General features: G+C 66.6%; 26 protein-coding genes. 13 read left to right on the top strand and 13 right to left on the bottom strand.

The window, feature by feature from the left end:
• Positions 1 to 6 precede the first annotated feature (6 nt).
• Positions 7 to 1,371 (top strand): PleD family two-component system response regulator, encoded by a 1,365-nt coding sequence (locus AB4Y68_RS11980; RefSeq protein ID WP_441455988.1) that lies wholly within the window; start codon positions 7 to 9, stop codon positions 1,369 to 1,371.
• A gap of 101 nt (positions 1,372 to 1,472) precedes the next feature.
• Here AB4Y68_RS11980 and rpmG read toward each other — a convergent pair whose 3' ends face one another.
• Positions 1,473 to 1,640 carry a 50S ribosomal protein L33 gene (gene rpmG / locus AB4Y68_RS11975; RefSeq protein ID WP_003164451.1) on the bottom strand — a complete coding sequence of 56 codons (168 nt, stop codon included), beginning with the start codon at positions 1,638 to 1,640 and terminating at the stop codon, positions 1,473 to 1,475.
• A gap of 135 nt (positions 1,641 to 1,775) precedes the next feature.
• On the opposite strand from rpmG, the gene AB4Y68_RS11970 reads away from it, so the two are divergent.
• Positions 1,776 to 2,333, top strand: a complete 558-nt coding sequence (locus AB4Y68_RS11970) for a hypothetical protein (protein WP_441455987.1) — start codon at positions 1,776 to 1,778, stop codon at positions 2,331 to 2,333.
• 21 nt (positions 2,334 to 2,354) lie between these two features.
• Here AB4Y68_RS11970 and AB4Y68_RS11965 read toward each other — a convergent pair whose 3' ends face one another.
• Both AB4Y68_RS11965 and rnr read right to left on the bottom strand, forming a co-directional pair.
• A complete protein-coding gene (locus tag AB4Y68_RS11965; protein ID WP_441455986.1) occupies positions 2,355 to 3,059 on the bottom strand; it encodes an NUDIX hydrolase in 705 nt (234 codons plus the stop codon).
• Between the two features lie 142 nt (positions 3,060 to 3,201).
• Positions 3,202 to 5,517 carry a ribonuclease R gene (gene rnr / locus AB4Y68_RS11960; RefSeq protein ID WP_441455985.1) on the bottom strand — a complete coding sequence of 772 codons (2,316 nt, stop codon included), beginning with the start codon at positions 5,515 to 5,517 and terminating at the stop codon, positions 3,202 to 3,204.
• Positions 5,518 to 5,631: 114 nt separating this feature from the next.
• Between rnr and AB4Y68_RS11955 the strand changes: the two genes are divergently transcribed.
• From AB4Y68_RS11955 to AB4Y68_RS11945, 3 genes are read left to right on the top strand one after another with little or no spacing between them, the layout of a single operon-like run.
• Complete coding sequence (locus AB4Y68_RS11955) at positions 5,632 to 7,035, top strand: pyridoxal-phosphate dependent enzyme (protein WP_441455984.1); 1,404 nt, start codon at positions 5,632 to 5,634, stop codon at positions 7,033 to 7,035.
• Between the two features lie 4 nt (positions 7,036 to 7,039).
• Positions 7,040 to 7,792, top strand: coding sequence for an alpha/beta hydrolase family protein (locus AB4Y68_RS11950; protein ID WP_441455983.1), 753 nt, complete (start codon positions 7,040 to 7,042; stop codon positions 7,790 to 7,792).
• A complete protein-coding gene (locus AB4Y68_RS11945; RefSeq protein ID WP_441455982.1) occupies positions 7,789 to 8,952 on the top strand; it encodes a cystathionine gamma-synthase in 1,164 nt (387 codons plus the stop codon). Before AB4Y68_RS11950 ends, AB4Y68_RS11945 begins: the two co-directional genes overlap by 4 nt.
• Positions 8,953 to 8,959: 7 nt before the next feature.
• Here AB4Y68_RS11945 and AB4Y68_RS11940 read toward each other — a convergent pair whose 3' ends face one another.
• The 6 genes from AB4Y68_RS11940 to AB4Y68_RS11915 all read right to left on the bottom strand — a co-directional run bounded on the left by AB4Y68_RS11940 (position 8,960) and on the right by AB4Y68_RS11915 (position 12,135).
• Positions 8,960 to 9,220, bottom strand: coding sequence for a hypothetical protein (locus AB4Y68_RS11940; RefSeq protein ID WP_441455981.1), 261 nt, complete (start codon positions 9,218 to 9,220; stop codon positions 8,960 to 8,962).
• A gap of 102 nt (positions 9,221 to 9,322) precedes the next feature.
• Entirely contained in the window at positions 9,323 to 9,535 is a 213-nt protein-coding gene (locus AB4Y68_RS11935) for a cold-shock protein (protein ID WP_114816421.1), read from the bottom strand.
• 279 nt (positions 9,536 to 9,814) lie between these two features.
• Complete coding sequence (locus AB4Y68_RS11930) at positions 9,815 to 10,027, bottom strand: cold-shock protein (protein WP_003167329.1); 213 nt, start codon at positions 10,025 to 10,027, stop codon at positions 9,815 to 9,817.
• Positions 10,028 to 10,198: 171 nt separating this feature from the next.
• Positions 10,199 to 10,429 (bottom strand): hypothetical protein, encoded by a 231-nt coding sequence (locus tag AB4Y68_RS11925; RefSeq protein ID WP_441455980.1) that lies wholly within the window; start codon positions 10,427 to 10,429, stop codon positions 10,199 to 10,201.
• Between the two features lie 53 nt (positions 10,430 to 10,482).
• The gene (locus AB4Y68_RS11920; protein ID WP_441455979.1) at positions 10,483 to 11,178 is read right to left on the bottom strand and encodes a TorF family putative porin; all 696 of its coding nucleotides are present in this window, start codon (positions 11,176 to 11,178) and stop codon (positions 10,483 to 10,485) included.
• Between the two features lie 30 nt (positions 11,179 to 11,208).
• Positions 11,209 to 12,135 carry an NAD(P)H-dependent flavin oxidoreductase gene (locus AB4Y68_RS11915; RefSeq protein WP_441455978.1) on the bottom strand — a complete coding sequence of 309 codons (927 nt, stop codon included), beginning with the start codon at positions 12,133 to 12,135 and terminating at the stop codon, positions 11,209 to 11,211.
• 395 nt (positions 12,136 to 12,530) lie between these two features.
• On the opposite strand from AB4Y68_RS11915, the gene queF reads away from it, so the two are divergent.
• Positions 12,531 to 12,992, top strand: coding sequence for a preQ(1) synthase (gene queF, locus AB4Y68_RS11910; protein ID WP_178828914.1), 462 nt, complete (start codon positions 12,531 to 12,533; stop codon positions 12,990 to 12,992).
• A gap of 26 nt (positions 12,993 to 13,018) precedes the next feature.
• Here the strand turns inward: queF and AB4Y68_RS11905 are convergent, their stop codons facing one another.
• Positions 13,019 to 14,056, bottom strand: a complete 1,038-nt coding sequence (locus AB4Y68_RS11905) for a hypothetical protein (RefSeq protein ID WP_441455977.1) — start codon at positions 14,054 to 14,056, stop codon at positions 13,019 to 13,021.
• A 201-nt stretch (positions 14,057 to 14,257) separates the two neighbouring features.
• On the opposite strand from AB4Y68_RS11905, the gene AB4Y68_RS11900 reads away from it, so the two are divergent.
• Positions 14,258 to 15,082 carry a DUF817 domain-containing protein gene (locus AB4Y68_RS11900; RefSeq protein ID WP_441455976.1) on the top strand — a complete coding sequence of 275 codons (825 nt, stop codon included), beginning with the start codon at positions 14,258 to 14,260 and terminating at the stop codon, positions 15,080 to 15,082.
• Positions 15,083 to 15,241: 159 nt separating this feature from the next.
• Here the strand turns inward: AB4Y68_RS11900 and AB4Y68_RS11895 are convergent, their stop codons facing one another.
• Complete coding sequence (locus AB4Y68_RS11895) at positions 15,242 to 15,844, bottom strand: nitroreductase family protein (protein WP_441455975.1); 603 nt, start codon at positions 15,842 to 15,844, stop codon at positions 15,242 to 15,244.
• Positions 15,845 to 15,889: 45 nt separating this feature from the next.
• On the opposite strand from AB4Y68_RS11895, the gene AB4Y68_RS11890 reads away from it, so the two are divergent.
• The 3 genes from AB4Y68_RS11890 to AB4Y68_RS11880 all read left to right on the top strand — a co-directional run bounded on the left by AB4Y68_RS11890 (position 15,890) and on the right by AB4Y68_RS11880 (position 17,673).
• Positions 15,890 to 16,519, top strand: a complete 630-nt coding sequence (locus AB4Y68_RS11890) for an NUDIX domain-containing protein (protein ID WP_441455974.1) — start codon at positions 15,890 to 15,892, stop codon at positions 16,517 to 16,519.
• A gap of 26 nt (positions 16,520 to 16,545) precedes the next feature.
• Complete coding sequence (gene cysE / locus AB4Y68_RS11885; RefSeq protein ID WP_441455973.1) at positions 16,546 to 17,367, top strand: serine O-acetyltransferase; 822 nt, start codon at positions 16,546 to 16,548, stop codon at positions 17,365 to 17,367.
• Between the two features lie 96 nt (positions 17,368 to 17,463).
• Positions 17,464 to 17,673, top strand: coding sequence for a DUF3126 family protein (locus AB4Y68_RS11880; protein ID WP_441455972.1), 210 nt, complete (start codon positions 17,464 to 17,466; stop codon positions 17,671 to 17,673).
• A 92-nt stretch (positions 17,674 to 17,765) separates the two neighbouring features.
• On the opposite strand, the gene AB4Y68_RS11875 is transcribed toward AB4Y68_RS11880, so the two are convergent.
• On the bottom strand, positions 17,766 to 18,341 hold the full coding sequence (locus AB4Y68_RS11875) for a hypothetical protein (protein ID WP_441455971.1): 576 nt from the start codon (positions 18,339 to 18,341) through the stop codon (positions 17,766 to 17,768).
• A gap of 79 nt (positions 18,342 to 18,420) precedes the next feature.
• Here AB4Y68_RS11875 and AB4Y68_RS11870 point away from each other — a divergent pair, with 79 nt between their 5' ends.
• From AB4Y68_RS11870 to AB4Y68_RS11860, 3 genes are all read left to right on the top strand, one after another.
• Complete coding sequence (locus tag AB4Y68_RS11870) at positions 18,421 to 19,287, top strand: 50S ribosomal protein L11 methyltransferase (RefSeq protein ID WP_441455970.1); 867 nt, start codon at positions 18,421 to 18,423, stop codon at positions 19,285 to 19,287.
• A gap of 163 nt (positions 19,288 to 19,450) precedes the next feature.
• Complete coding sequence (locus tag AB4Y68_RS11865; RefSeq protein WP_441455969.1) at positions 19,451 to 21,277, top strand: aminopeptidase P family protein; 1,827 nt, start codon at positions 19,451 to 19,453, stop codon at positions 21,275 to 21,277.
• Between the two features lie 72 nt (positions 21,278 to 21,349).
• Entirely contained in the window at positions 21,350 to 22,336 is a 987-nt protein-coding gene (locus AB4Y68_RS11860) for an aldo/keto reductase (RefSeq protein ID WP_441455968.1), read from the top strand.
• 160 nt (positions 22,337 to 22,496) lie between these two features.
• On the opposite strand, the gene AB4Y68_RS11855 is transcribed toward AB4Y68_RS11860, so the two are convergent.
• Positions 22,497 to 22,919, bottom strand: coding sequence for a DUF2147 domain-containing protein (locus AB4Y68_RS11855; RefSeq protein WP_441455967.1), 423 nt, complete (start codon positions 22,917 to 22,919; stop codon positions 22,497 to 22,499).
• Positions 22,920 to 22,970: the final 51 nt, after the last annotated feature.

Here is a 22,970-nt window from a genome sequence, read left to right as displayed (position 1 = left end):
GGCCGCATGAGCGCGCGCATCCTGGTCGTGGACGACGTCGACACCAACGTCCGACTGCTCGAAGCCAAGCTGACCATCGAATATTACGACGCCCTGACCTGCAGCGACGGGTTGACGGCCATCGCCCTGGCGACGGCGGAACAGCCGGACCTGATCCTGCTGGATGTCATGATGCCTGGCCTAGACGGGTTCGAAACCTGTCGCCGTCTGAAGGAGGACCCCCGGACCCGACATATCCCCGTGGTGCTGGTCACGGCGCTGGACGGGCGACATGATCGTATTCGCGGCCTGGAAGCCGGCGCCGACGACTTCCTGACCAAGCCGCTGGACGACGTGATCCTGATGGCGCGGGTCAAGAGCCTGACCCGGCTGAAGATGGTCATGGACGAACTGCGCGAGCGCGAGGAAAGCGGGCGGCGGGTCGGCGTCGACACGGCCGGCGTGGCGCGGCTCAAGGGCTCCGGCGGGCGGGTTCTGGTCGTCGACGACAACGAGCTTCAGGCGGCCAAGGTGGCGCAGGAACTGGCGGTCGAGCACCGCCCCCTGATCGAATCGACGCCCGAGGCGGCGCTGGAAGCGGCGCGGGGGCCGGTCGATCTGATGATCGTCAATGTCACGTCCGAGGGCTTTGACGGGCTGCGCCTGATCGCCCAGGCGCGCTCGAAGGAGCCGACGCGGCGGTTGCCGATTCTGGCCCTGGTGGATTCGCAGGACCGGCCTCGGCTTCTGAAGGCGCTGGAACTGGGCGCCAACGACATCCTGACCCGGCCTGTCGATCCCGAAGAGTTGTCGGCGCGGGTGCGCACTCAAGTGCGGCGCAAGCGTTACGGCGACTTCCTCCGGGAAAAGCTGGACTACAGCCTCGAGATGGCCGTCACCGACGCCCTGACCGGACTTCACAACCGCCGCTATATGTCCAGCCAGCTTCAGGCCCTGGTGGCGCGCGCCAACAACGGCGGCGAGCCGCTGGCCGTGCTGGTGCTGGACATCGATCACTTCAAGGCGGTCAACGACGGCTTCGGCCACGACGCCGGCGATGAAGTGTTGCGCGAGTTCTCGGTGCGTTTGGCGACCAATGTCCGGGCGGTGGATTTGCCCTGCCGATTCGGCGGCGAGGAGTTCGTCGTGGTCATGCCCGGCACCACGCTGGAGGACGCCAGGCGAATCGCCGAGCGAATCCGTCGTGACGTGGGCGCGGCGCCGTTCCGCGCCCTGGGCGGGCGCGAGCTTCTGAACATCACCGTTTCTGTCGGCGTGGCGGCGACGACGGGCGAGGGCGATACGCCCGAAGCCCTGCTGAAGCGGGCGGACGAGGGGGTCTATGAGGCCAAGGCTTCGGGCCGGAACAAGGTCGTCGCCCGCGCGGCTTGAGCCGCCTGGCTATTGAACGTGCAACGAAAAACGCCCGGCTGAAAAGCCGGGCGTTTCGAATTCTGCAGTCAAGCGAGCCAAAGGCCCGGGCGGTTAAGCCCTTACTTGATCTTGCCTTCCTTGAACTCGACGTGCTTGCGCACGACCGGATCGTACTTCTTGACGACCATCTTTTCGGTCATCGTACGGGCGTTCTTCTTCGTCACGTAGAAGAAGCCGGTGTCAGCGGTGGAGTTCAGGCGGATCTTGATGGAAGCCGGTTTGGCCATCGGAATTACCTTTGCGACGGCGAAAGCCGCATGAAACAAGAGGCGCGGAACATACTCAGGCGCGAACCAAAGTCAACGCCCGCGATGTCGCGTTGAGGAATGGCTTCTAGCGGCTAGGCTGCCGGAATGAAAGCCATGACCTCGATCGCCTTTGCGGCCGCCGCCCTGACCCTGTCGTCCTTGCCCGCCGCCGCGCAGGCGGAGACGCCACAGGACGCCTTCTTCAAGAACCTGAGCGCCCTGTGCGGCCAGCGCTTCGAGGGCAAGGTGGTGACGACCGACGCCGCCGATTCGGATTTCGCCAGCCAGCGGCTGCTGATGCATGTCCGCGATTGTTCGGCCGAAGAGATTCGCATTCCCTTCTGGGTCGGCGCGGACCGGTCGCGCACTTGGGTGGTGACGCGCACGGCCACCGGGCTGCGGTTGAAACATGATCACCGCCACGACGACGGCACGACCGACGTCCTGCACTGGTATGGCGGTGACACGGCGGGATCGGGCACGGCCCAGCGGCAGGAATTCCCGGTCGATCAGGAATCCATCGACTTGTTCACCGCCAACAACGCCTCGGTGTCGACCACCAACACCTGGGCGATGGAAGTCCATCCGGCGCAGATGTTCGCCTATGAACTGCGTCGCCCCAACCGCCATTTCCGCGTCGAGTTCGACCTGACGAAGCCGGTCGCCCAGTAAAGACGGGGGGGCCTCGGGCCGTCAGTCCCGATGTTCGACCACGTGGCGGCCCCGCACCATGCGCACGAAGGGCAGGGGGCGGTTGGGATGCTCCAGCCGCTCGGCCATTTCGTCTAGGACGAAGCGGGTGATGGCGGGCAGGTCCAGGTGCTGCGCCTCGGCCAGCGGCAGCCAGGCGATCTCGTCCAGTTCGCCTGAGCCCTTGATCCGGTCGGGATCGCGCAGCGCCTCGACCGGGGCCATGAAGAAACGGGCGTCGAAGCGGCGCGAGCGGCCCGGCGGGGTCACGGCACGGGCCACGTAGGACAGCACCGACAGGTCGGGCAGGACGCCCGCCTGACGATACTCGCGCCAGGGTCCGGCGACCGAGGCGGGAGGGGCGGGGCGGCCCAGGATCAGGCCGGTCTCCTCGAACGTCTCGCGCACGGCGGTCAGGGCCAGGGCGCGGGCGCGGCGGGCCGGCATTTCGGCCTCCAGCCGCCGGGCCACGTCCGAGGACAGGTCGCCGGTCGAGGCGGCGGTGAAGTCGGAACGGTCGATACGTCCGCCGGGAAAGACCCATTTGGACGCCATGAAGACATGGCCGGGCGCGCGACGCCCCATCAGCACCTCGGGCCGGTCGCCGCCGCGCGTCAGGATCAGGGTGGCGGCGTCCTTGGGACGCTGTCCGCCGCCCGTGCGCGGGGCGTCGGCCAGGTCCTGAGCGGCGTCGAAGGGCGCTCTCATATCCGCTCACCCCGGCGGACGCCGGGGTCCAGTGAGAGCCAGGCCCGCTGCGGCGCACCTGCTTGGGCAATGATCCGCGCGCGGCGTCTGAAAGCCAAAGAACTGGATCCCGGCGTCCGCCGGGATGGGCGGGAGGAAAGGGTCACCGCCGCTTGCCTTTCCGAACCCCCTTCAGTCCGCCGGAGGGCTTCACGCCGTTGCGGGGCTTGGGACCGCCGGGGCGGCCCTTGCCGCGCTTGGGCGGGCCGTCGCCGCCGCGTCCGCGAATGCCGTAGCGCGGGGCCGGGGCGTTGGGGTCGCGGGGGTCAGGCTCGGACAGCATTTCCAGCACCAGGCCGCCGGTGACGGGCGTGGCCTCCATCAGTTTGACCTCGACGCGACGGCCCAGGGTGAACCGCTTGCCGGTGCGTTCGCCGACCAGGGCGTGGGCGCGGTCGTCGTGGGTGAAATACTCGCTGCCGAGCGTCGAGACCGGCACCAGACCGTCGGCGCCCGTCTCGTCCAGCCGTACGAACAGGCCGAAGCGGGTGACGCCGGTGATCCGGCCGCTGAAGGTCGCGCCCACATGGTCTTCGAGGAAGGCGGCGATGTAGCGGTCCATGGCGTCGCGCTCGGCGGCCATCGAGCGGCGCTCGGTGGTCGTGACCTGCTCGGCAATGGCGGTCATTTCGGCGATCTCGCGGTCCGTCAGCCCGTCCGAGCCCAGGTTCAGCCCTCGGATCAGGCCGCGGTGAACGATCAGGTCGGAATAGCGCCGGATCGGCGACGTGAAGTGGGCGTAGCGGTCCAGGTGCAAGCCGAAGTGGCCGACGTTGTCCGGCGAATAGACGGCCTGCATCTGGGTGCGCAGGACCACCTCGTTGACGACCTCGGCGTGGGGGCCGTCGCGGGTTTCGTCCAGCAGCTTGTTGAACCGCTTGGTGTTGGCCGGCTCGCCCTTGTTCCAGGGCATGGCGATGGTGTGCAGGAAGTCCGCCAGGTTGAAGATCTTCTCCTGGCTAGGCGCTTCGTGGACGCGATAGATCAGCGGCGTGCGCGTCTTCTCCAGCGTTTCGGCGGCGCAGACGTTGGCCTGGATCATCATCTCTTCGATCAGGCGATGGGCCTCCAGCGACTTGCGCGGCTCGATGGCGGCGATGCCGCCGCCGGGGTCCATCACCACCCTGCGTTCGGGGCTTTCGATGGCCAGGGGGCTGCGGCGGTTGCGGCCCTTCAGCATGGTCGAATAGGCATTCCACAGCGGATAGAGGATGGCGTCCATGATCGGACCTGTCACGTCGTCCTGCTGGCCGTCGATGGCGTTCTGGGCCTGCTCGTAGGAGAGCTTGGCGTGCGAACGCATCAGGCCGCGCATGAACTTGTGCCCGCTCTTCTTGCCGTCCTTGTCGAAGATCATGCGCACGGCCATGCAGGCGCGGTTCTCGCCCTGTTTCAGGCTGCACAGGCCGTTGGACAGGACTTCCGGCAGCATCGGCTCGACGCGGTCGGGGAAGTAGGTCGAGTTGCCCTTGTCGCGCGCCTCGCGGTCCAGCGCCGAGTTGGGCCGGACGTAGGCCGCCACATCGGCGATGGCGACCCAGACGATCCAGCCGTCCGGGTTCTTGGCGTCCATATCGCGCTCGGCATAGACGGCGTCGTCGTGGTCGCGCGCGTCGGCCGGGTCGATGGTGATGAAGGGAACCTCGCGCAGGTCCTCGCGGCCCTTCAGCGTCGGCAGGGCCTGATCCTCGGCCTCGCGCTCCACCTGTTCCGAGAAGCCAGTCGGCAGGCCGTGGGCGTGGATGGCGATGATGGAGGCGGCGCAGGGGTCGTCCTCGCGGCCGATGGTCTCGAGAATTTTGCCGCGCTTGGGCCCGTGGCGATGATCGCCCTTTTCGATGGAGGCCAGCACCAGATCGCCGTCGCGCAGGTCGCCGGCCTGGGCCGAGGGGATCAGCAGCACGTCCTTGGAGCGCTTGTCGACCGGCTCGACGCGGGTTTCGCGGGCGGATTTGCGGATCACGCCCAGGACGCGGTTGGTCCCGGCGTCCAGCCGCTTGACCAGCCGGGCCTCCCAGCCCTTGGCGCCTTGCGTAAACTTGACCAGCAGTCGGTCGCCCAGGCCGGGCGCGGGCGTCTTGCCTTCGCGATCAGGCAGCAGAAGCGCGCGCGGCGCGTCCTCGCCGGCCTTGACCAGTTCGACATAGAGCTCGCCGTCGGCGTCGCGATCCACGACATCGACCACGCCCACGGCGGGCAGGGCGCCGGCTTCGGCAAAGCCCTTGCGGCCGCGCTTGCCCAAGGCGCCTTCGGCCTCCAGCGTCTTCAGCATTTCGCGCAGTTGGCGGCGTTCGATCCCTTTCAGGCCGAAGACGCGGGCGATGTCGGCCTTCTCGGCCTCGCCGGCTTCGCGCAGGAAGGCGATCAGGGTGTCTTTGTCGGGCAGACCCGCGGCGGGGCGTTTGGGCGTCTTGGTCATTGCGTCCTATGTAATGCGCTTCGGGGCAAATGGGTGAAAACTTGCGTGAGTTGACCGCGAGGGCGCCGACGCCCAGCTTCCGCCCCTGAACACGCCCTTTTCGGAGCCTTCCGCATGTCGATGTCCGACGCCCCCGTCCTGTCCCGTCCCGTGGGGTCGCTGCTGGACCTGATCGGCAAGACGCCGATGGTCGAGGTGACCAAGATCGACACCGGCCCCTGCCGCCTGTTCCTGAAGCTGGAGAGCCAGAACCCAGGAGGGTCGATCAAGGATCGGATCGCCCTGTCGATGATCGCGGCCGCCGAGGAAGCCGGCTGGCTGAAGCCCGGCGGCACGATCGTGGAAGCGACTGCGGGCAACACCGGTCTGGCCCTGACGCTGGTCGGCAAGCAGAAGGGCTACAAGGTCCTGCTGGTCATCCCCGACAAGATGTCGAAGGAGAAGATCCAGCATCTGCGGGCCATGGGCGCCGACGTTCGCCTGACCCGTTCGGACGTGCCGCACGGCCACCCTGAGTACTACACCGACATGGCCGAGCGCCTGGCCCAGCAGATTCCGGGCGGCTATTTCGTCAACCAGTTCGCCAACGACGCCAACTCCGAGGCCCACTTCAAGACGACGGGGCCGGAGATCTGGGAGCAGATGGAGGGCAAGGTCGACGCCTTCGTCGCCGGCATCGGTTCGGGCGGCACCATCACCGGCATCGCCCGCTATCTGAAGGCGCAAGGCTCGGACGCCGAGATCATCCTGGCCGACCCGGTCGGTTCGGCCCTGGCGGGCCTGATCAACGAGGGCGTGGCCGGGCCGGACGGCAGCTATACGGTCGAAGGCATCGGCCAGAACTTCATGCCCGAGACCGCCGATCCTGACCTGATCGACAAGGCCTATTCGATCCCTGACTCGGAGGCGATCGCCACGGTGCGCGACCTGCTGTTGAAGGAAGGCATTCTGGCCGGTTCGTCGTCCGGCACTCTGATCGCCACGGCCCTGCGCTGGTGCCGCGAACATACCGAGCCGAAGCGCGTCGTGACCTTCGTCTGCGACACCGGGGCCAAGTATCTGTCCAAGGTCTACAACGACGCCTGGCTGGCCGATCAGGGCCTGACCCAGCGCGAACTGCACGGCGACCTGTCGGACCTGATCACCCGCAAATACGCCAACGGCGACGTGGTCGTGATCGGCCCCGACGACACCCTGGACACCGCCTTCAAGCGGATGAAGGGCGACGGCGTCTCGCAGCTGCCGGTCATTCAGGACGGCCGCCTGGTCGGCATTCTGGACGAGAGCGACATCGTCCACACGATGAACACCGACGACATCACCCGTCAGGAGCGCTTCGCCATGCCGGTGTCCTCGGCCATGACCCGCGACCTGGACACGCTGCAGGTCAAGGAATCGCTGGACGCCCTGATCCCCATCTTCGACCGCGACCGGGTGGCCATCGTGCTGGACGGCGAGACCTTCGTCGGCCTGATCGCCCGCACCGACCTGATCAACCACCTCAGCCTGAACCGGTAGGGCCATGCTGACCCGGCGCGCAGGGCTGGGCGGGCTGGGCGGCGTCGCTCTGGCGACGTTAGGCGGCGGCGTCTTGGCGCAGGCCGCGCCCTTCGAGGGCGTGGCCTTCGACAGCGGCGGCAAGTCGATCCGCGCCATCTACTACCCCGCTCAGGGGGACGCGCGGGGCTCGGGGGTCGTCATGATGCATGGGGCGGGAGCCCGGATACGAAGCGCCGGACCCTGGCATGAACTGGCGCTGCGGTTTGCCGGGGACGGCTACGCCGTGCTGACGCCCCTATTCGTCGACGCAGCCCCGGACGATGGTCGACGGCCGCCGCCGGTCATGGCGGCCTGGCGGCGGGTCGGGCTGGACGGGGCCGACTGGCTGGCGACGCGAGCCGGTGTAGAGCCCGAGCGGATCGGCCTGTTCGGCTATTCCCTGGGTTCCTACGTCGCGGTGGACGGCGCTCTGGGGGGCGGTCACGCGGGGGCGGCGATTGGTCTGGCTGGCGGTGTGGATGTCTATACGCCGCGAAATCCGCAACGACATATCCCGGTTCTGATCATTCGGGCCGAGAACGACGCCAATGTGAAGCCCGGCAACACCGCCGCCTGGGCCAGCTTCATCCGCGATCACGACGTGCCGGTGCGGGTCCAGGTGCTGCGTGGCGCCGGACATATTTTGAATGCACAACAATGGGCCGAGGTGTTCACCCGGTCCTCGGACTATTTCGACGGCAACATCGGCCGTCGCAGAGACAGGACAAGATCATGAGCTTGCTCAAGAACAGCCAGGGTTTCTCGACCCGCGCCATCCACGCGGGCCAGAAGCCCGACCCGACCACGGGCGCGGTGATGACGCCGATCTACGCCACCTCGACCTACGCCCAGGAAAGCCCGGGCGTGAACAAGGGCTATGAGTACGCGCGCGGCAAGAACCCGACGCGCGAGGCGTTCGAGGCCTGCATCGCCGATCTGGAGGGCGGGGTTCAGGCCTTCGGCTTCGGCTCGGGTATGGCGGCGACCTCGACGGCGCTGGAACTGCTGGACGCCGGGTCGCACATCGTCACCGGCGACGACCTGTACGGCGGCTCGTGGCGGCTGTTCGAGCGGGTGCGGCGCCGGTCGATGGGGCTGGACTTCGCCTATGTCGATCTCAGCGACCTGAGCGCGGTCGAGGCGGCGATCACGGACAAGACGCGGATGCTGTGGGTCGAAACCCCGACCAATCCGATGATGAAGCTGGCCGACATCGAGGCCCTGTCGAAAATCGCCAAGGCGCACAAGCTGATCCTGGTGGTCGACAACACCTTCGCCACGCCGTGGAGCCAACAGCCGCTGGCCCTGGGGGCGGATGTCGTCATGCACTCGGCCACCAAATATCTGAACGGCCATTCCGACATCGTCGGCGGCGTTCTGGTGGCCAAGGATGCCGAGATGGCGGCCCAGCTGAAGTTCCTGCAGAACTCGATCGGCGGGGTCATGGGGCCGTTCGACGCCTTCCTGGCCAACCGGGGGCTAAAGACGCTGGGCCTGCGCATGAAGGCGCACAATGAGAACGCCATGGCCGTGGCGCGCTGGCTGGAAGACCGCGCCGGCGTCGCCAAGGTCATCTATCCGGGCCTGATCAGCCACCCGCAGCACGATCTGGCTGCGCGCCAGATGAACGGCCGCTTCGGCGGCATGGTCACGGTGCTGATCGACGGCGATCTGGAGCAGACCAAACGGGTGTTGGAGCGGGTCCGCGTCTTCACCCTGGCGGAGTCGCTGGGCGGGGTCGAAAGCCTGGTGAACCACCCGGCGATCATGACCCACGCCAGCGTGCCGAAAGAGGTGCGCGAGGCCGGCGGCGTCACTGATAACCTGATCCGTCTATCGGTCGGGGTCGAGGACGTGGAAGACCTGATCGCCGATCTGGATCAGGCCTTGAGCTGAAGGCCGATCAGGCCGTCTTGGGGGGCAGGGCGGTCTGGTGGCCGGTCGCGGGCGGCAGCTTCTTCTTGGGGGCTGCGCGCTTGCGCACGACCGTAGCCTTGGGCGCTGCAGCGATTTCGGCCAGACGGGCGTCGATCAGCGGAATGATTTCGGACGCGGAAGCGACCTGAACCGGTGAGCCGGTTTCCGCGAGGCGAGCGGCGTTGGCGCGCAGGGCCTTGAGGTCGGTTTCGGTCAGGGTCGGAATTCTATCGGCCAGGGAAGTCATGGGCGTCTCCAGATGGCGTCAGGGCCGGCGCGCATGCGACCGGCCCCTCAGCGAATAGAAAGCGAGTTCGGCGACTTTTCAGCCGCCGATCAGGTGCTGAGATTAGTCAGCAGCCTGAAGACGGCCAGCGGACTCTTTGCCGCTGCGGCTGTCGCGTTCGATTTCGTAGGAGATCTTCTGGCCTTCGTTCAGCATGCCGAGCGAAGAAGCCTCGACGGCCGTGGCGTGGACGAAGACGTCCTTGCCGCCGTCGTCAGGCTGGACGAAGCCGTAGCCCTTGGTGGAATTGTACCATTTGACAGTGCCGGTAGCCATTTTCAGGACTCCCCGTTTGAGTGGCCGCAGGAAGGATATCCTGGTGGCCTGTCGGGTCTGAATGGATCGGCTTTGGACCTCGGTGCGCGATGCAAAGGGGCAGCAGCGTTTCGCAGAGAGATCGACAAGATAGAGGTGGGCGCTTTGCCGCCCATTAGCAAGGGCAGGAGGCAAAAAGGCCTTGGAGAGGCCTTGGCGCATGCCCCAAACGAAAACGGCGGCGACAGCCGAAGCCGTCGCCGCCGTTAGAAATCCGCGCCGAATGAACGGCGCGAGAAATCAGCCTTCGGTCTTCAGTTGACCGGCCGATTCCTTGCCCGAGCGACGGTCGCGCTCGATTTCGTACGAGACCTTTTGGTTCTCGTCGAGGCCACGCAGGCCGGCAGCTTCGACAGCCGAGATGTGCACGAACACGTCCTTGCCGCCGTCATCCGGTTGGATGAAGCCGTAGCCCTTGGTGGAGTTAAACCATTTCACAGTGCCGGTAGCCATTTTCAGGACCTCCGCTAGTCGTTGGCCTCGGGGAACATCCCTTGGGCCTGTCGGGTCTGAATGGATCGGCTTAGTCCTCGGTGCGCATAGCAAAGGGGCAGGAGCGTTACGCAGAGAGATCGACGAGGGGTAAAATGGACGGCAATCGCGTCCAACGCAAGCCCCTAGGTTTCAGGCGTCTTCTTCCTCGACTTCGACCGCGGCTGAATCTTCGGCGCCGCCGACGAAATTCTCCTGGCAGCGTTTGCGCAGGGCGGCGGTGATCGTGCCGCCGTAGAGGCTGTCCTGAATGCGGTCATAGCCCTCGCTCTGAAGGGCCTGTTTGACGTCGCTGACCGTCCGGCAAGCGCCGCTTTCAGCCAACTGATACGCACGCTCTAGGGTGGTGGGGCGGAAAGTCATGCCCTTAACGTAGGGACTTTCCGCCGATTGACCACCGCTGATCGGTCAGGAACTCAGAAGGCGTAGCTGACGCCCGCCACCAGGGCCGAGCGGTACTGCTCGCCCGGAACATCGGCGTCGGTGTCGTAGTAGCGCAGCTCCAGATCCATCTTCGGGGTCAGGGCGTAGCTGCCGCCGACGTTCCAGCCGGTGTAGTCGATGGCGTTGTTCTGCTCACGGCGGCCGATCTCGGCCGAGACGTTCAGCTTGTCCGTGAAGTCCCAGCCGCCACGCACGGCGACCCAGGTCCAGGCCTTGGTCGAGCCGGTGCCGTCGGGCGAGTACTGCAGCCGCAGACGGGCGCTGGCCGGGCCGATCGACCGCTTCATGTCGGCGGTGAATTCCCAGGCGTCGGCGTCATAGCCGTCGTCGGCGCCGATGCGGTACTTGTGGGCGACGCTCAGGTCGAAGTCGAAGCCGGCGAACTCGGGGCGGACGCCCACGGCCAGTTCGTTCTCCAGCTTGGAGCCGCCGCCGTCGATGGTTTCCAGGCCGCCTGAACCGTAGAACAGGCCGCTGGCGCTCTCCCATTCCGCCGTCCCGAAGACGAAGGGATCGCCGTCGGACTTGGAGGCGTCCTTGGAGCGGTTGTCCGTCGCCGCACCGGCGGAGAAGGACCACTTGCCCGCGTCCTGCGCATGGGCCGTGGAGGCCAGCAGGACCAGGGGGGTGGCGGCGAGAAGGGCGGCGTTCGTCAGGGTGCGGAGCATGAGGGCCTCGTGAAAGCGACGAGCCTGCCTCTAGAGACGCTTCTTATCGAATTTGTCACAGGCTTGCGAAAATTCATCCGTCAACCGCGCGACAAGCTGGGCCGCGGAGGGGATGTCGTGCACGGATCCGGAACCTTGGCCTGCGGACCAGACGGTCTTCCACGCCTTGGCTTCCTCGCCCATGTCCAGCTTGTGCGCGGGCAGGGAAGCGGGGTCGATCTTGTTCTCGACCAGGGAGGGGGTCAGGAAGTTGGCGGGGATGCCCGAGACGGCGGGCGTATAGGTGATGTCGGCGGAGCCGGAGGCGACGATCAAGTCCTTGTAGTGGGGCTGGGCCGCGCTTTCGGTCGTGGCGATGAAGCGGGTGCCCATATAGGCGAAGTCGGCGCCCATCATCAGCGCCGCCGCCACGTCCTGACCCGTCGAGATGCAGCCCGCCAGGATGATGGTCCCTTCATAGAAGCTGCGCACCTCGTTGATCAGGGCGAAGGAATTGACCACGCCCGCGTGGCCGCCGGCGCCGTTGGCGACCAGGATCAGGCCGTCGACCCCGGCCTCGGCGGCCTTTCTCGCATGGCGGACATTGGCGATGTCGTGGAAGACCACGCCGCCGTAGCCGTGCACCGCATCCACCACGTCGCGCACCGCGCCGAGCGAGGTGATGATCAGCGGCACTTTTTCTTCGACCGAGACCATCATGTCGGCCATCAGGCGCGGGTTGGTCGGATGGACGATGTGGTTGACGCCAAAGGCGGCGGCGTCGGGCTTCAACCGCGACTTGATCTCCTGAACCCAGTCGCGATAGCCCTCGGTCGTGCGCTGGTTCAGCGAGGGGAAGGTGCCGATCGCGCCCGCATTGCAGGTCTCGACCACCAGATCCGGCCCCGAGACCAGGAACATGGGGGCCGCGATGACCGGCAGCTTGAGGCCGGACTGCAAGGAAGCGGGAATGGCCACGGGCGTCTCCTGGGTTGCTTTTGGCTACGCTAGACGGCTGTCGCGGGGGAAGGCAATGCATCCATCACCCTTCTCCCCTCGTGGGAGAAGGTGGCTCGCGCAGCGAGACGGATGAGGGGGCGTCAACTCAACCCTCCGCCGTCGCGCCTGTGGAACCCGCCCCCTCATCCGAGCGCCTTCGGCGCCCACCTTCTCCCACGAGGGGAGAAGGACGATTGAAGAGGGCGCGCCGAAAAAACAGAGTCCAATTCGTCTGAATCGTCTGAAATCCCCCTCAGGCCCATCCGTCCGCGAGCCGCATTCTACCACGGCCAGCAGGGGCGCCAGGTCGATTGTCGAAACGCCCGCGCGGGGCGAGGATTTTCTTTGGCGGGGCGAACGCCTAAATGGCGGGCATGACGCACTATACCGACAGCCTGTCCCAGCTCGGCGCCCAGACCGCCGCCCCGACCAACCCGGAAGAGGCGGTGCTGGAACGCGTGCCCAATCCGCACGCCGACACCCTGTATGTCGCGCGCTTCACCGCGCCCGAGTTCACCAGCCTGTGCCCGGTGACGGGCCAGCCCGACTTCGCCCACATCGTCATCGACTATGTGCCCGGCGACTGGCTGGTCGAGTCCAAGAGCCTGAAGATGTACCTGACCAGCTTCCGCAACCACGGCGCCTTCCACGAGGACTGCACCGTCGCCATCGGCAAGCGCCTGGCCGACCTGCTGCAACCGAAATGGCTGCGCATCGGCGGCTACTGGTACCCGCGCGGCGGCATCCCCATCGACGTCTTCTGGCAAACCGGCGCGCCCATCGAAGGCGTCTGGCTGCCGGATCAAGGCGTCGCGACCTATCGCGGGCGGGGGTGAGGGGCGTATGCAGCCAAGCAGGTGGCCTAGGTGCGCGGAGGGGAGCGTCGACCTTTGCCTCGCCGTCGGGCGGCAAGTTCTTCCTTCATGATCTTGTTGAATTGAAGCTGCCAATCCGACGTGTGGACGACACGATCGAATTTAGCGTCATGATCTCGTAGGAGGTCGAGGCGCGAACGCTTCGAGATTTCGTCCCAGTCATCATAGAGGATGTATAGCGCGTTCCCGTATCTGAGGTTTTCGAAAACTACTAGGTCTTCGGCGAACTTGGCACCGAAATAAGATCCAAATTGTCCTGATCCTCGAATGTAGGACTCGGGCTTCAGCTTGCTAAAGGCAGAGGTTCGATCTCGAAGATGTTTTTCGAAGTCTGGTGCTTTAGATGCTTTGCTCGGCTTTGAAGAAAACCATGCGACGACATCATCAATTGTTCCTGGTGGGAATATGTCCCAGTCGAGCTCTATGGTGCGAATAAAATCGTCTTTGCTGGCGGTGGTGGAAAATATACCCGTAACCCCGGTGTTCTCCTGCAGCACGTTTAGCGCCCAGAGAAGCATTAGTTCGAACTCCGGCTGGCTACGGCTCAGCAGAGGTGTAAGTGCGAACTTGACTAAGACGTAGTCGCCAGTCGTTTGAGATAAGATCGTTGGCTCAATCTCCATGCCCTGAGGCTCGAAGACTTGATTCTGATAGACCTGCCTGCTTTGGTAGTGGGTGTGCGTTCCGTACGTTGACGCGTCACCGAAGTTTGGCGTTTCCCATACGAAGCTCTTAGAGACCATGGGGAGGTCTCGGCGTTTGCGTTCCCAGCCTCGGGCGTTCCGGTAAGACCACTTGCCTGCATCTTCGACAGGCTGCTTGGGGCCGTCAGTTACGATGGCATCGTCTAGCAAGTCGACATTTAGGCCCAGGTGGCTGTAGAGGCCGCTATTGATATCAGCGACGCGAACTGACTTTACAGCCGCGACTGCGATTAGGTCGCCGTCGACCTTCTCAAGATCGGTCCGCACCTTCGGTGGGATTTTCAAGAAGTTGCTCTTCCACGGAAAACGCTTTTTACCCATTGCCATACCCCCATTAGTCAAGCTTGCATCTTGCAGATGGTGTCCGTTCGACGAACGTCAAGTTCTCAATCTGTCTCGCGGATGTTCGCCCCTTCGCGCGCCGGATGTCGTAGGGGGCATGGTGTCCGATTGGGCTGCTGCTAACCTCCTCTCATGACCCCATCCCCCCGTCTCCCGCTCGAAGCCTGGGGCCGTCGGCTGATGACCCACGCGGAGGCGTGGGCGGATCGGGGGCGGTGGCGGGGGTATGCCTATGAGTTCCTGTGGTTCGGGCTGAAGCAGGGGTGGGCCTGTCTGTTCGGCGGGGCCATGCTGGTGCTGCTGGTCGGGACGCATCTGCTGTGGCCGGTCCTGTGGCCTGAGGGCGGGGCGCCGGTGGCGCGCTATGACGTTCTGGTCATCGGGGCGCTGGGGATACAGGGGCTGATGCTGGCCTTCCGGCTGGAGAGCTGGGAGGAGGCGCGGGTCATCTTCCTGTTCCATGTCGCCGGGACGATCATGGAGCTGTTCAAGACCTGGCACGGGTCGTGGCTCTACCCTGAGGACTCGCTGCTGCGGATCGGGGCGGTGCCGCTGTTCTCGGGCTTCATGTATGCGGCGGTGGGCAGCTATATCGCGCGGGTGCAGCGCATCTTCCATATCCGGGTGAGGCACTATCCGCCGCTGTGGACGACGTGGGTTCTGGCGGCGGCGATCTATGTCAACTTCTTCGCCCATCACTGGCTGCCGGATGTGCGGATCGCGCTGTTTGCGGCCACCGTGCTGCTGTTCGGGCGGGGCTGGTTCTGGTTCACCGCAGACCGGCGGCGGCGGTCGATGCCGCTGCTGCTGGGCTTTGGGCTGGTGGCCCTGTTCATCTGGTTCGCCGAGAACCTGGGGACGTTTGCGCGGGCCTGGGTCTATCCGGGGCAGGCGGACGGCTGGGAGATGGTCAGCCTGAACAAGCTGGGGGCGTGGTTCTTGCTGATGATCATTTCGGTGGTGCTGGTGTCGATCGTGCACCGGCCGGAGGCGGAGCCGAGGTAGAGCGTCCTTCTCCCCTTGCGGGAGAAGGTGGCCGAGCAACGCGAGGTCGGATGAGGGGTCTCGCGACGCTGGCTTCAGGTCGACAACTCAGGCGTGGCGCGACCCCTCATCCGTCAGCCTCCGGCTGCCACCTTCTCCCACAAGGGGAGAAGGGAGGGTTTACGCTCGCCGTTCGACCTTGTGCGCCATGACCGGGCGGGGGCGTTCCAGCGGGGGTTCGGCCAGGGTTCCGAGGTGGATGAAGCCGGCGATCTTCTCGCCGTCCTCGACGCCGAACAGGGCGACGGCGGCGGGGTCGTAGGCGTACCAGTCGGTGATCCAGCTGGCGGAATAGCCCAGGGCGTCGGCGGCGTGTTCCAGGTTCATGCAGACGGCGCCGGCGGACAGCTGCTGCTCCCACACCGGGACCTTGTGGCCCTGGATGGGGGTCGAGATCACCAGGATGGTCAGGGGCGGATTGGCCAGCTTGGCCAGGACGGCCAGGTCCTTGTCGACGCGGCCCTGGCTCTCGGCCAGGACGGCGAGGGCTTCGGACAGTTCGGTGCGGCTCTGCGGGCCCAGGACGACGAAGCGCCAGGGGAAGAGCTTGCCGTGGTCGGGGGTGCGGGCGCCGAGTTGCAGGATCTGCTCGATCTCGGCCTCGGAAGGGCCGGGCGCGGCGAGCGACTGGGCCGGGGCCGAGCGGCGCGTCGCCAGGCGGCGCAGCAGTTCGCCGGAGCGGACGGGCAGGGGCAGGGCGGTTGAAAGATCGGCGTCGGTCATCTCGTCTAGCTAGGATTTCGCGGCGTCCGGCGCCATAGCGGAGACATGAGCGATATCGTCGATATCAAACCGCGCTGGGCCGAACACCTGCCGGAACCGCCGCGCTGGCGCAGTGACGGGACGAGCGTGCTGGTCGACACGCCGTGGATGCGGGTGACGCGGCACCCGGCCGTCGCCCCGACGGGCATGGACGCCGACTATGTGGTGATGCGGCCCAAGAATGTCGGGACCGGGGTCCTGCCGCTGCATGACGACGGGACGGTGGTTCTGGTCGGGCAGCATCGGTTCACCCTGATGCGCTATTCCTGGGAAATGCCGGAAGGCGGCGCGCCGAGGGACGAGGACCCGTTTGACGCCGTGCGCCGCGAACTGGCGGAGGAGGCGGGGCTGAGGGCCGATCATTGGCGGGCGGCGCTGGACATGGACCTGTCGAACTCCATCACCGACGAGCGGGTCATGACCTGGGTGGCCTGGGGGCTGAGCCCGGTTCCGGTCAATCCCGATCCGACCGAGGTGATCGTGTCGGCGCGCGTGCCCTTCCTGGACCTGATGGCCGAGATCAAGCGCGGGGCGGTGCGCGACGCCATGACGGTGGCGACGGCCTACAAGGCCTACCATATGGCGCGGGAAGGCGAACTGCCCGCCGCGCTGGCGCGGGCCATGCTGGGGGCGTAGGATCGCCCCCTGAATACGGAGGGCCGATGGCCAAGCTGGAAGTCGTGCCGCAACAGCCGGACCTGTGGGCGCAACTGCGCGCCGCGGCGGAAGAGGCCGCGCGCGGGGAGCCGCGTCTGGCCTCGCAGCTGAACGCGGTGGTGCTGGCGCATGACGACCTGGCGGGCGCGCTGAGCTTCCAGATCGCGCGCAAGCTGGGCGACGCCGAACTGGGGGCCATGACGGTGCGCGAGGTGGCCCTGTCGGCCTTCGCCGCCGATCCGGGCATCGTCGCCGCCGCCGAGGCGGACCTGAAGGCGGTGCAGGACCGCGATCCGGCGATCCGGTCGTTGTTGCAGCCCTTTATGTATTTCAAGGGTTTCCAGGCGCTGCAGGCCTGGCGCGTGGCGCATTGGCTGTGGAGCGAGGGGCGCGACACCCTGGCCTTCCACTTCCAGAGCCGCATTTCCGAACTGTTCCAGCTGGACATCCATCCGGCGGCGCAGATCGGCTCGGGCGTCTTCCTCGACCACGGCACGGGCATCGTCATCGGCGAGACGGCGGTGGTCGGCGACGAGGTGTCGATGCTGCACGCCGTGACCCTGGGCGGGACCGGGGCCGAGCGCGGCGACCGTCACCCCAAGATCGGCCGCGGGGTCCTGCTGGGCGCGGGGGCCAAGGTGCTGGGCAACATCACGATCGGCGACTACGCCAAGGTGGCCTCGGGCTCGGTGGTGCTGAAGCCGGTGCCGGCGGGCTGCACCGTCGCCGGGGTGCCGGCGCGCATCGTCAACTGCCCGACCGACGCCACGCCGGCCCGGACCATGGATCACACCCTGGCCGACATCGCCTATGATTTCGTCATCTGAAGGGGCCGCCGTCTGTGGACGCCTGCTGCGCGGGCTTCCCATGGCGAGACGCCTTCTCTAGGGTCCGCCGTCAACGACACCAACGAGGCTACCCCCGTGAAAGAATCCGATCTGAAGCGCGTCGAAACGCACCTGAAGCGCACCTTCAACCACGGCGGCATCAAGGTGAAGGCCCGCAAGGTCGCCGACTCCGCCGAAGTCTATGTCGATGACGAGTTCATCGGCGTGGTGTTCGAGGACGAGGACGAGGCCGGCTCGTTCATGTTCGAGATGGCGATCCTGGCCGAAGACCTGCCGGAAGAATAAGCCGCGTCTCCAGAGCCTTCTGGAAACCACGCAGGAAAAAGGCCGGAGGGGCGAACCCTCCGGCCTTTTGTCGTTTCAGGCGATGGCCTGGATCAGTTCTTCTTGCCGAAGATCATGTCGCCCAGCTTGGCGAGGAAGCCCTTGGGCTCTGCCTTGGGAGCGGGCGCCGGTTGCGGAGCCGCAGCGGGCTTGGGCGCTTCGACCGGCTTGGGAGCCGGGGCGGGCGCAGCCGCGACCGGAGCAGGAGCGGGCGTCGGAGCCGGGGTGGGGGCCGGAGCAGCAACCGCAGCCGGGGCGACGGCGGGCTTGGGCGCTTCGACCGGCTTGGCGACGGGTTTCGGTGCAGCCTTGGGCGCCGCAGTCTTCTTCGGCGCGGCGGTCTTGGCGGGAGCCTTCGGAGCAGCGGTCTTGGGCTTCGCCGCGGCGGCCTTCACGGCCGGAGCCTTGGCGGCGGCTTTCGGAGCGGCCTTTGCGGCGGCCTTGGGCGCAGCCGTCTTGGCGGCGGGCTTTGCAGCAGCGGCCTTGGGAGCGGCGGTTTTCGGCGCGGCCTTCGGTTTTGCAGCGGCCTTCGGCGCCGCAGCGCTCGACTTTGCCGCCGGTTTCGGCTTGGAAGCGGCAGGCGCCGCCTTCGGCGCAGCAGATTTCGACTCAGACGGTGCTTTAGCCATGGATTCCCGGACCCCTCAGTGGAAACGGGCGATCCGCACGCCCGCACTCGTGATTCGTTATCATAACGGTGTTTGAGAAATGTCCGAGTCCGCTCTCCAGGTAATTGCACGCGGCGAACGCGAAGCCGCCGAAGCCGCCGCCGCCGCCATCGACGCCAACCCCCTGCTGGAGGGCGCGACCTATTCGATCCTGGAAGAAGACGAGGACAAGGGCGTCTGGCGCATCGACGCCTTCCCGACGACGGACGAGGAAGCCGAGGGCATCGCCGCCACCCTGCGCGCCCAGGGGGAGCTGGAAGTGATCGTCGAGAAGTTGGCCGACGCCGACTGGCTGGCCATGTCGCTGTCGGGCCTGCCGCCGGTCGAGGCCGGGCGCTTCTTCGTCTATGGCGCCCACGATCAGGGCAAGGTGCCGGAAGGCCGGATCAACCTGAAGATCGACGCGGGCGCCGCCTTCGGCACCGGCCACCACGGCACGACCGTCGGCTGCCTTGAAGCGTTCGACAACCTGTTGAAGACCGAAAAGTTCGACAAGGTGCTGGACGTCGGCTGCGGCACGGGCGTGCTGGCCATCGCGGCGGCCAGGACGGGCTCGCCCATCGCCGTCGGCACCGACATCGACGAGCCCTCGGCCCGCATCGCCAACGAGAACGCAGCGATCAACGACGCCAAGTGCGAATTCTATTTTGCCGACGGCCTGAGCGATCCGCGCATCGCCCAGCACGCGCCTTATGATCTGGTCTTCGCCAACATCCTGGCCGCGCCTTTGGTGTTTTTGGCGCCCGAGATCGGTCAGGCGTTGAAGTCGGGCGGCGTCGCCATTCTGTCGGGCCTGCTGCGCACGCAGGAGGAGCGGGTGCTGGACGCCTATCGTCCGCTGGGCTTCGTCGTTGAGCAGACCATCCACCACGACGCGTGGAGCGCGTTGCAGTTGCGCAAGGGCTGATGCTCTGATCCTTCTCCCCTTGCGGGAGAAGGTGGCTCGCGGAGCGAGACGGATGAGGGGTTGCGGGACATCAAGTCTCGCAGCCCCTTTTGCGTTGAGAGCCCCCTCATCCGCCCCTTCGGGGCACCTTCTCCCGCAAGGGGAGAAGGGTATAAGAGCAGCTATGCGCCAGACATTCGACGAAACGACCGATCCGTCCTTCGGGGCGAAACATCTGCCTTTGCTGCGGGCGAAGATGGCTGAGCAGGGCCTGGACGGCCTGCTGGTCCCGCACGAGGACGAGCATCAGAACGAATACCTGCCCGACGCCAGCGAGCGTCTGGCCTGGGTCAGCGGCTTCACCGGCTCGGCCGGAGCGGGCGTGGTGCTGACGGACAAGGCCGCGGTCTTCGTCGATGGCCGCTATACGGTTCAGGCCAAGGCCCAGACCGACCCGGTCCTGTTCGAGCGTGTAGAGCTGAACAAGCTGGCCGCCTGGCTGGAGACCCTGACCGCTGGTTCGGTCATCGGCTATGATCCGCGCCTGCACAGCCCCGACGCCCTGGCGACCCTGCGTGCCGCCGTCGAGAAGGCCGGCGCGACGCTGAAGGCCGTCGAGCCCAACCCCATTGATCTGGCTTGGGGCGATGCTCGCCCGGCCCAGCCGCAGGCGCCGGTGGTCCCGCACGAGGACCGCTATACCGGCGAGAACGCCGCCTCCAAGCGCGCCCGCATCGGTCAGGCCATCGCCGCCAAGGGCGCGGAGGTGGCGGTGCTGACCTCGCCGTCGTCGCTGGCCTGGCTGTTCAATATTCGCGGCGGCGACGTGATCCGCACGCCTCTGCCGCTGGGGCAGGCGGTGGTGAAGGCCGACGGGACGGCCAAGGTCTTCCTCGACCCGGCCAAGGTCACCAACGAACTGCCGGGATGGCTGGGCGACGCCGTGACGCTGGAGGCGCCTGAGGCGCTGCCCGCCGCCCTGGACGCCCTGTCGGGGCGCAAGGTGCTGATCGACCCGGCGGTTTCCTCGGCCTGGTATTTCGACCGTCTGGAACAGGCGGGCGCCAGCATCGTGCGCGGCATGGACCCCTGCGCCCTGCCGCGCGCGCAGAAGAACGAGGTCGAGATCGAGGGCAGCCGTCAGGCGCACATCCGCGACGGCGCGGCCCTGACCCGCTTCCTGCATTGGGTCGATACGGTCGCTCAGGCTGAACTGCCGGACGAGCGGGCGGTGGTCGAGGCGCTGGAGGGCTTCCGCGAGGCGACCGGGATGCTGAAGGACCTGTCCTTCGACACCATCGCCGGGGTCGGCCCGAACGGCGCCCTGCCGCACTACAAGCCGGTCGGCGCCAAGATCCGTCCGATGGAGCAGGGCAGTCTGCTACTGGTGGACGGCGGCGGTCAGTATCTGGACGGGACCACGGACGTGACCCGCACCATGGCCATCGGCAAAGGCACGGCGGATCAGCGCCGCATGTTCACCCTGGTGCTCAAGGGGCACATCGCCATGGCGGTGATCCGCTTCCCCGCCGGGACCACGGGGCATCAGTTGGACGCGGTGGCGCGTCAGCCGCTGTGGAACGCGGGCTTCGACTTCGACCACGGCACCGGCCACGGCGTCGGCTCCTATCTGGGCGTTCACGAGGGGCCGCAGCGCATCGCCCCCTACGTCAACACCCAGCCGCTGCTGACCGGCATGATCCTGTCGAACGAGCCGGGTTATTACCGCGAAGGCGAGTGGGGCATCCGCATCGAGACGCTGCAGGTCGTGACCGCTCCGGCCCAGGTTCCGGGCGGCGAGCGGCCGATGCACGGCTTCGAGCAGCTGACGCTGGCTCCGCTGGATCGCAAGCTGATCGACACAGCCCTGCTGACCGCCGATGAGCGCGCCTATGTCGACGCCTATCACGCCGAGGTCCTGGCCAAGGTCGGGCCGCTGCTGGCCGACGGCGTGCAGAAGGACGAGGCGGCGCTGGCGTGGCTGAAGGCGCAGACTTCGCCCTTGAACTAAGGCCGAACGGCGCCATCTGGTGAAGGTCGGCGGCAACGTCGCCGGCCCTCTCACATCAGAAGGAAGGCGCTCATGAAGACGCGCAAGCTGGGCCCGAACGGACCCGAAGTCTCAGCCATCGGTCTGGGCTGCATGGGCATGAGCGCCTTTTACGGCCGTTCTGACGAGGCCCAGTCCATCGACGTGGTGCATCGCGCGCTCGACCTGGGCGTGACCCTGTTCGACACGGCCGAGGTGTACGGGCCGCACACCAACGAGCTGCTGCTCGGCAAGGCGCTGAAGGACCGGCGCGACCGGGCCTTCATCGCCACCAAGTTCGGCATCGGCTACAATGCCGATCGCACGGCGTTGGCCGTCGACGGGTCGCCCGCCAACGTGCGGCGCGCCATCGAGGGCAGCCTGAGCCGGCTCGGCGTCGACCACGTCGACCTCTATTATCTGCACCGCGTCGATCCCGATACGCCGATCGAGGAGACGGTCGGGGCGATGGGCGAGCTGGTGACCGAGGGCAAGGTCCGCTTCCTCGGCCTGTCCGAAGCCGCGCCCGCGACCCTGCGCAAGGCCCATGCGGTCCACCCCATCACCGCCCTGCAGACCGAATATTCGCTGTGGAGCCGCGAGCCGGAGGACGAGATCTTCGCCACGGTGCGGGAACTGGGCATCGGCTTCGTGCCCTACAGCCCGCTGGGGCGTGGCTTCCTGTCGGGCGAGATCAGGTCGGTCGACGATCTGGCCGCCGATGACTTCCGCCGCTCGAACCCGCGCTTCATGGGCGAGAATTTCCAGAAGAACCTGGATCTGGTGGCGGCGGTGGGCGCCATCGCCGCCGACAAGGGCGTGACGGCGGCGCAACTGGCCCTGGCCTGGGTGCTGGCCCAGGGCGAGGATCTGGTTCCCATCCCCGGCACGCGCCGGATTGCAACGCTGGAGCAGAATGTCGCCGCGACCGAGATCGTGCTGACGCCGGAAGACCTGGCGCGGATCGAGGCGGTCTTTCCCAAGGGGGCGGCGTCCGGCGAACGCTACGCCGCAGCGGGGCGGTCGGCGCTGAACCGCTGAAGCATCCGATCCTCCCCTATGTAGCGTAGCGAAATGGGGGAGGGGGACCGCCGCAGGCGGTGGAGGGGGCGGCTTCAAGCGTAGGCGGCTAGGTTTCGCCCCCTCCACCATGCTGCGCATGGTCCCCCTCCCCCGCAAGCAGGGGAGGATTGCCAGAGGCCTACTGGATGCGGGTCCAGGTCTGGGTCTTGCACAGGGGGACGACGATGCAGCCGCGCAGGCGCAGACTATTGTCGCCGGTCATGGTGATCGTGCCGTGATAGGTGCCGCCGTCATCGGGATTATAGACCGAGCCGCCGCGCCATTCGGCTGCCCCGCCGGTGAAGCCTGAAAGCAGCGGCAGGTTGCGCAGGGTGCGGCCGCGAAGCTCGGGGTTCTTGTTGCGCACGTCGCGGGCGTTGGGATCCTGACGGATGCGGTCGGAGGTCTCCAGCGTGCCGCACAGTGCCTGGCCGCAGCGGGCGATGCGCACCTGACCGCCGTTGGTCGGCGTCTGCCACAGGCCGGTCGGGTCAGACGCCAGAGCGGGCGAGGCCAGGGCAACCACGCTTGCCGCCAGGGCAAGAACGAGCGGAGCTTTCATCTTGTTTCCTCGCGTTATGGTCCGAAGCTGATCCTGGTTCGCGATAGAATC

The sequence above is a fragment of the Brevundimonas sp. 2YAF1 genome (genome assembly GCF_052114745.1).
GTDB lineage: Bacteria > Pseudomonadota > Alphaproteobacteria > Caulobacterales > Caulobacteraceae > Brevundimonas.
Note: the sequence above shows the minus strand (reverse complement) of the source record. Positions and strands in the feature narration are given on the sequence as shown.

What these genes read in the sequence shown, in the direction of transcription:
- AB4Y68_RS11980 (WP_441455988.1), top strand. Translation starts at nt 7, where the DNA reads ATGAGCGCGCGCATCCTGGTCGTGGACGACGTCGACACCAACGTCCGA.
- rpmG (WP_003164451.1), bottom strand. Translation starts at nt 1,640, where the DNA reads ATGGCCAAACCGGCTTCCATCAAGATCCGCCTGAACTCCACCGCTGAC.
- AB4Y68_RS11970 (WP_441455987.1), top strand. Translation starts at nt 1,776, where the DNA reads ATGACCTCGATCGCCTTTGCGGCCGCCGCCCTGACCCTGTCGTCCTTG.
- AB4Y68_RS11965 (WP_441455986.1), bottom strand. Translation starts at nt 3,059, where the DNA reads ATGAGAGCGCCCTTCGACGCCGCTCAGGACCTGGCCGACGCCCCGCGC.
- rnr (WP_441455985.1), bottom strand. Translation starts at nt 5,517, where the DNA reads ATGACCAAGACGCCCAAACGCCCCGCCGCGGGTCTGCCCGACAAAGAC.
- AB4Y68_RS11955 (WP_441455984.1), top strand. Translation starts at nt 5,632, where the DNA reads ATGTCGATGTCCGACGCCCCCGTCCTGTCCCGTCCCGTGGGGTCGCTG.
- AB4Y68_RS11950 (WP_441455983.1), top strand. Translation starts at nt 7,040, where the DNA reads ATGCTGACCCGGCGCGCAGGGCTGGGCGGGCTGGGCGGCGTCGCTCTG.
- AB4Y68_RS11945 (WP_441455982.1), top strand. Translation starts at nt 7,789, where the DNA reads ATGAGCTTGCTCAAGAACAGCCAGGGTTTCTCGACCCGCGCCATCCAC.
- AB4Y68_RS11940 (WP_441455981.1), bottom strand. Translation starts at nt 9,220, where the DNA reads ATGACTTCCCTGGCCGATAGAATTCCGACCCTGACCGAAACCGACCTC.
- AB4Y68_RS11935 (WP_114816421.1), bottom strand. Translation starts at nt 9,535, where the DNA reads ATGGCTACCGGCACTGTCAAATGGTACAATTCCACCAAGGGCTACGGC.
- AB4Y68_RS11930 (WP_003167329.1), bottom strand. Translation starts at nt 10,027, where the DNA reads ATGGCTACCGGCACTGTGAAATGGTTTAACTCCACCAAGGGCTACGGC.
- AB4Y68_RS11925 (WP_441455980.1), bottom strand. Translation starts at nt 10,429, where the DNA reads ATGACTTTCCGCCCCACCACCCTAGAGCGTGCGTATCAGTTGGCTGAA.
- AB4Y68_RS11920 (WP_441455979.1), bottom strand. Translation starts at nt 11,178, where the DNA reads ATGCTCCGCACCCTGACGAACGCCGCCCTTCTCGCCGCCACCCCCCTG.
- queF (WP_178828914.1), top strand. Translation starts at nt 12,531, where the DNA reads ATGACGCACTATACCGACAGCCTGTCCCAGCTCGGCGCCCAGACCGCC.
- AB4Y68_RS11905 (WP_441455977.1), bottom strand. Translation starts at nt 14,056, where the DNA reads ATGGGTAAAAAGCGTTTTCCGTGGAAGAGCAACTTCTTGAAAATCCCA.
- AB4Y68_RS11900 (WP_441455976.1), top strand. Translation starts at nt 14,258, where the DNA reads ATGACCCACGCGGAGGCGTGGGCGGATCGGGGGCGGTGGCGGGGGTAT.
- AB4Y68_RS11895 (WP_441455975.1), bottom strand. Translation starts at nt 15,844, where the DNA reads ATGACCGACGCCGATCTTTCAACCGCCCTGCCCCTGCCCGTCCGCTCC.
- AB4Y68_RS11890 (WP_441455974.1), top strand. Translation starts at nt 15,890, where the DNA reads ATGAGCGATATCGTCGATATCAAACCGCGCTGGGCCGAACACCTGCCG.
- cysE (WP_441455973.1), top strand. Translation starts at nt 16,546, where the DNA reads ATGGCCAAGCTGGAAGTCGTGCCGCAACAGCCGGACCTGTGGGCGCAA.
- AB4Y68_RS11875 (WP_441455971.1), bottom strand. Translation starts at nt 18,341, where the DNA reads ATGGCTAAAGCACCGTCTGAGTCGAAATCTGCTGCGCCGAAGGCGGCG.
- AB4Y68_RS11870 (WP_441455970.1), top strand. Translation starts at nt 18,421, where the DNA reads ATGTCCGAGTCCGCTCTCCAGGTAATTGCACGCGGCGAACGCGAAGCC.
- AB4Y68_RS11865 (WP_441455969.1), top strand. Translation starts at nt 19,451, where the DNA reads ATGCGCCAGACATTCGACGAAACGACCGATCCGTCCTTCGGGGCGAAA.
- AB4Y68_RS11860 (WP_441455968.1), top strand. Translation starts at nt 21,350, where the DNA reads ATGAAGACGCGCAAGCTGGGCCCGAACGGACCCGAAGTCTCAGCCATC.
- AB4Y68_RS11855 (WP_441455967.1), bottom strand. Translation starts at nt 22,919, where the DNA reads ATGAAAGCTCCGCTCGTTCTTGCCCTGGCGGCAAGCGTGGTTGCCCTG.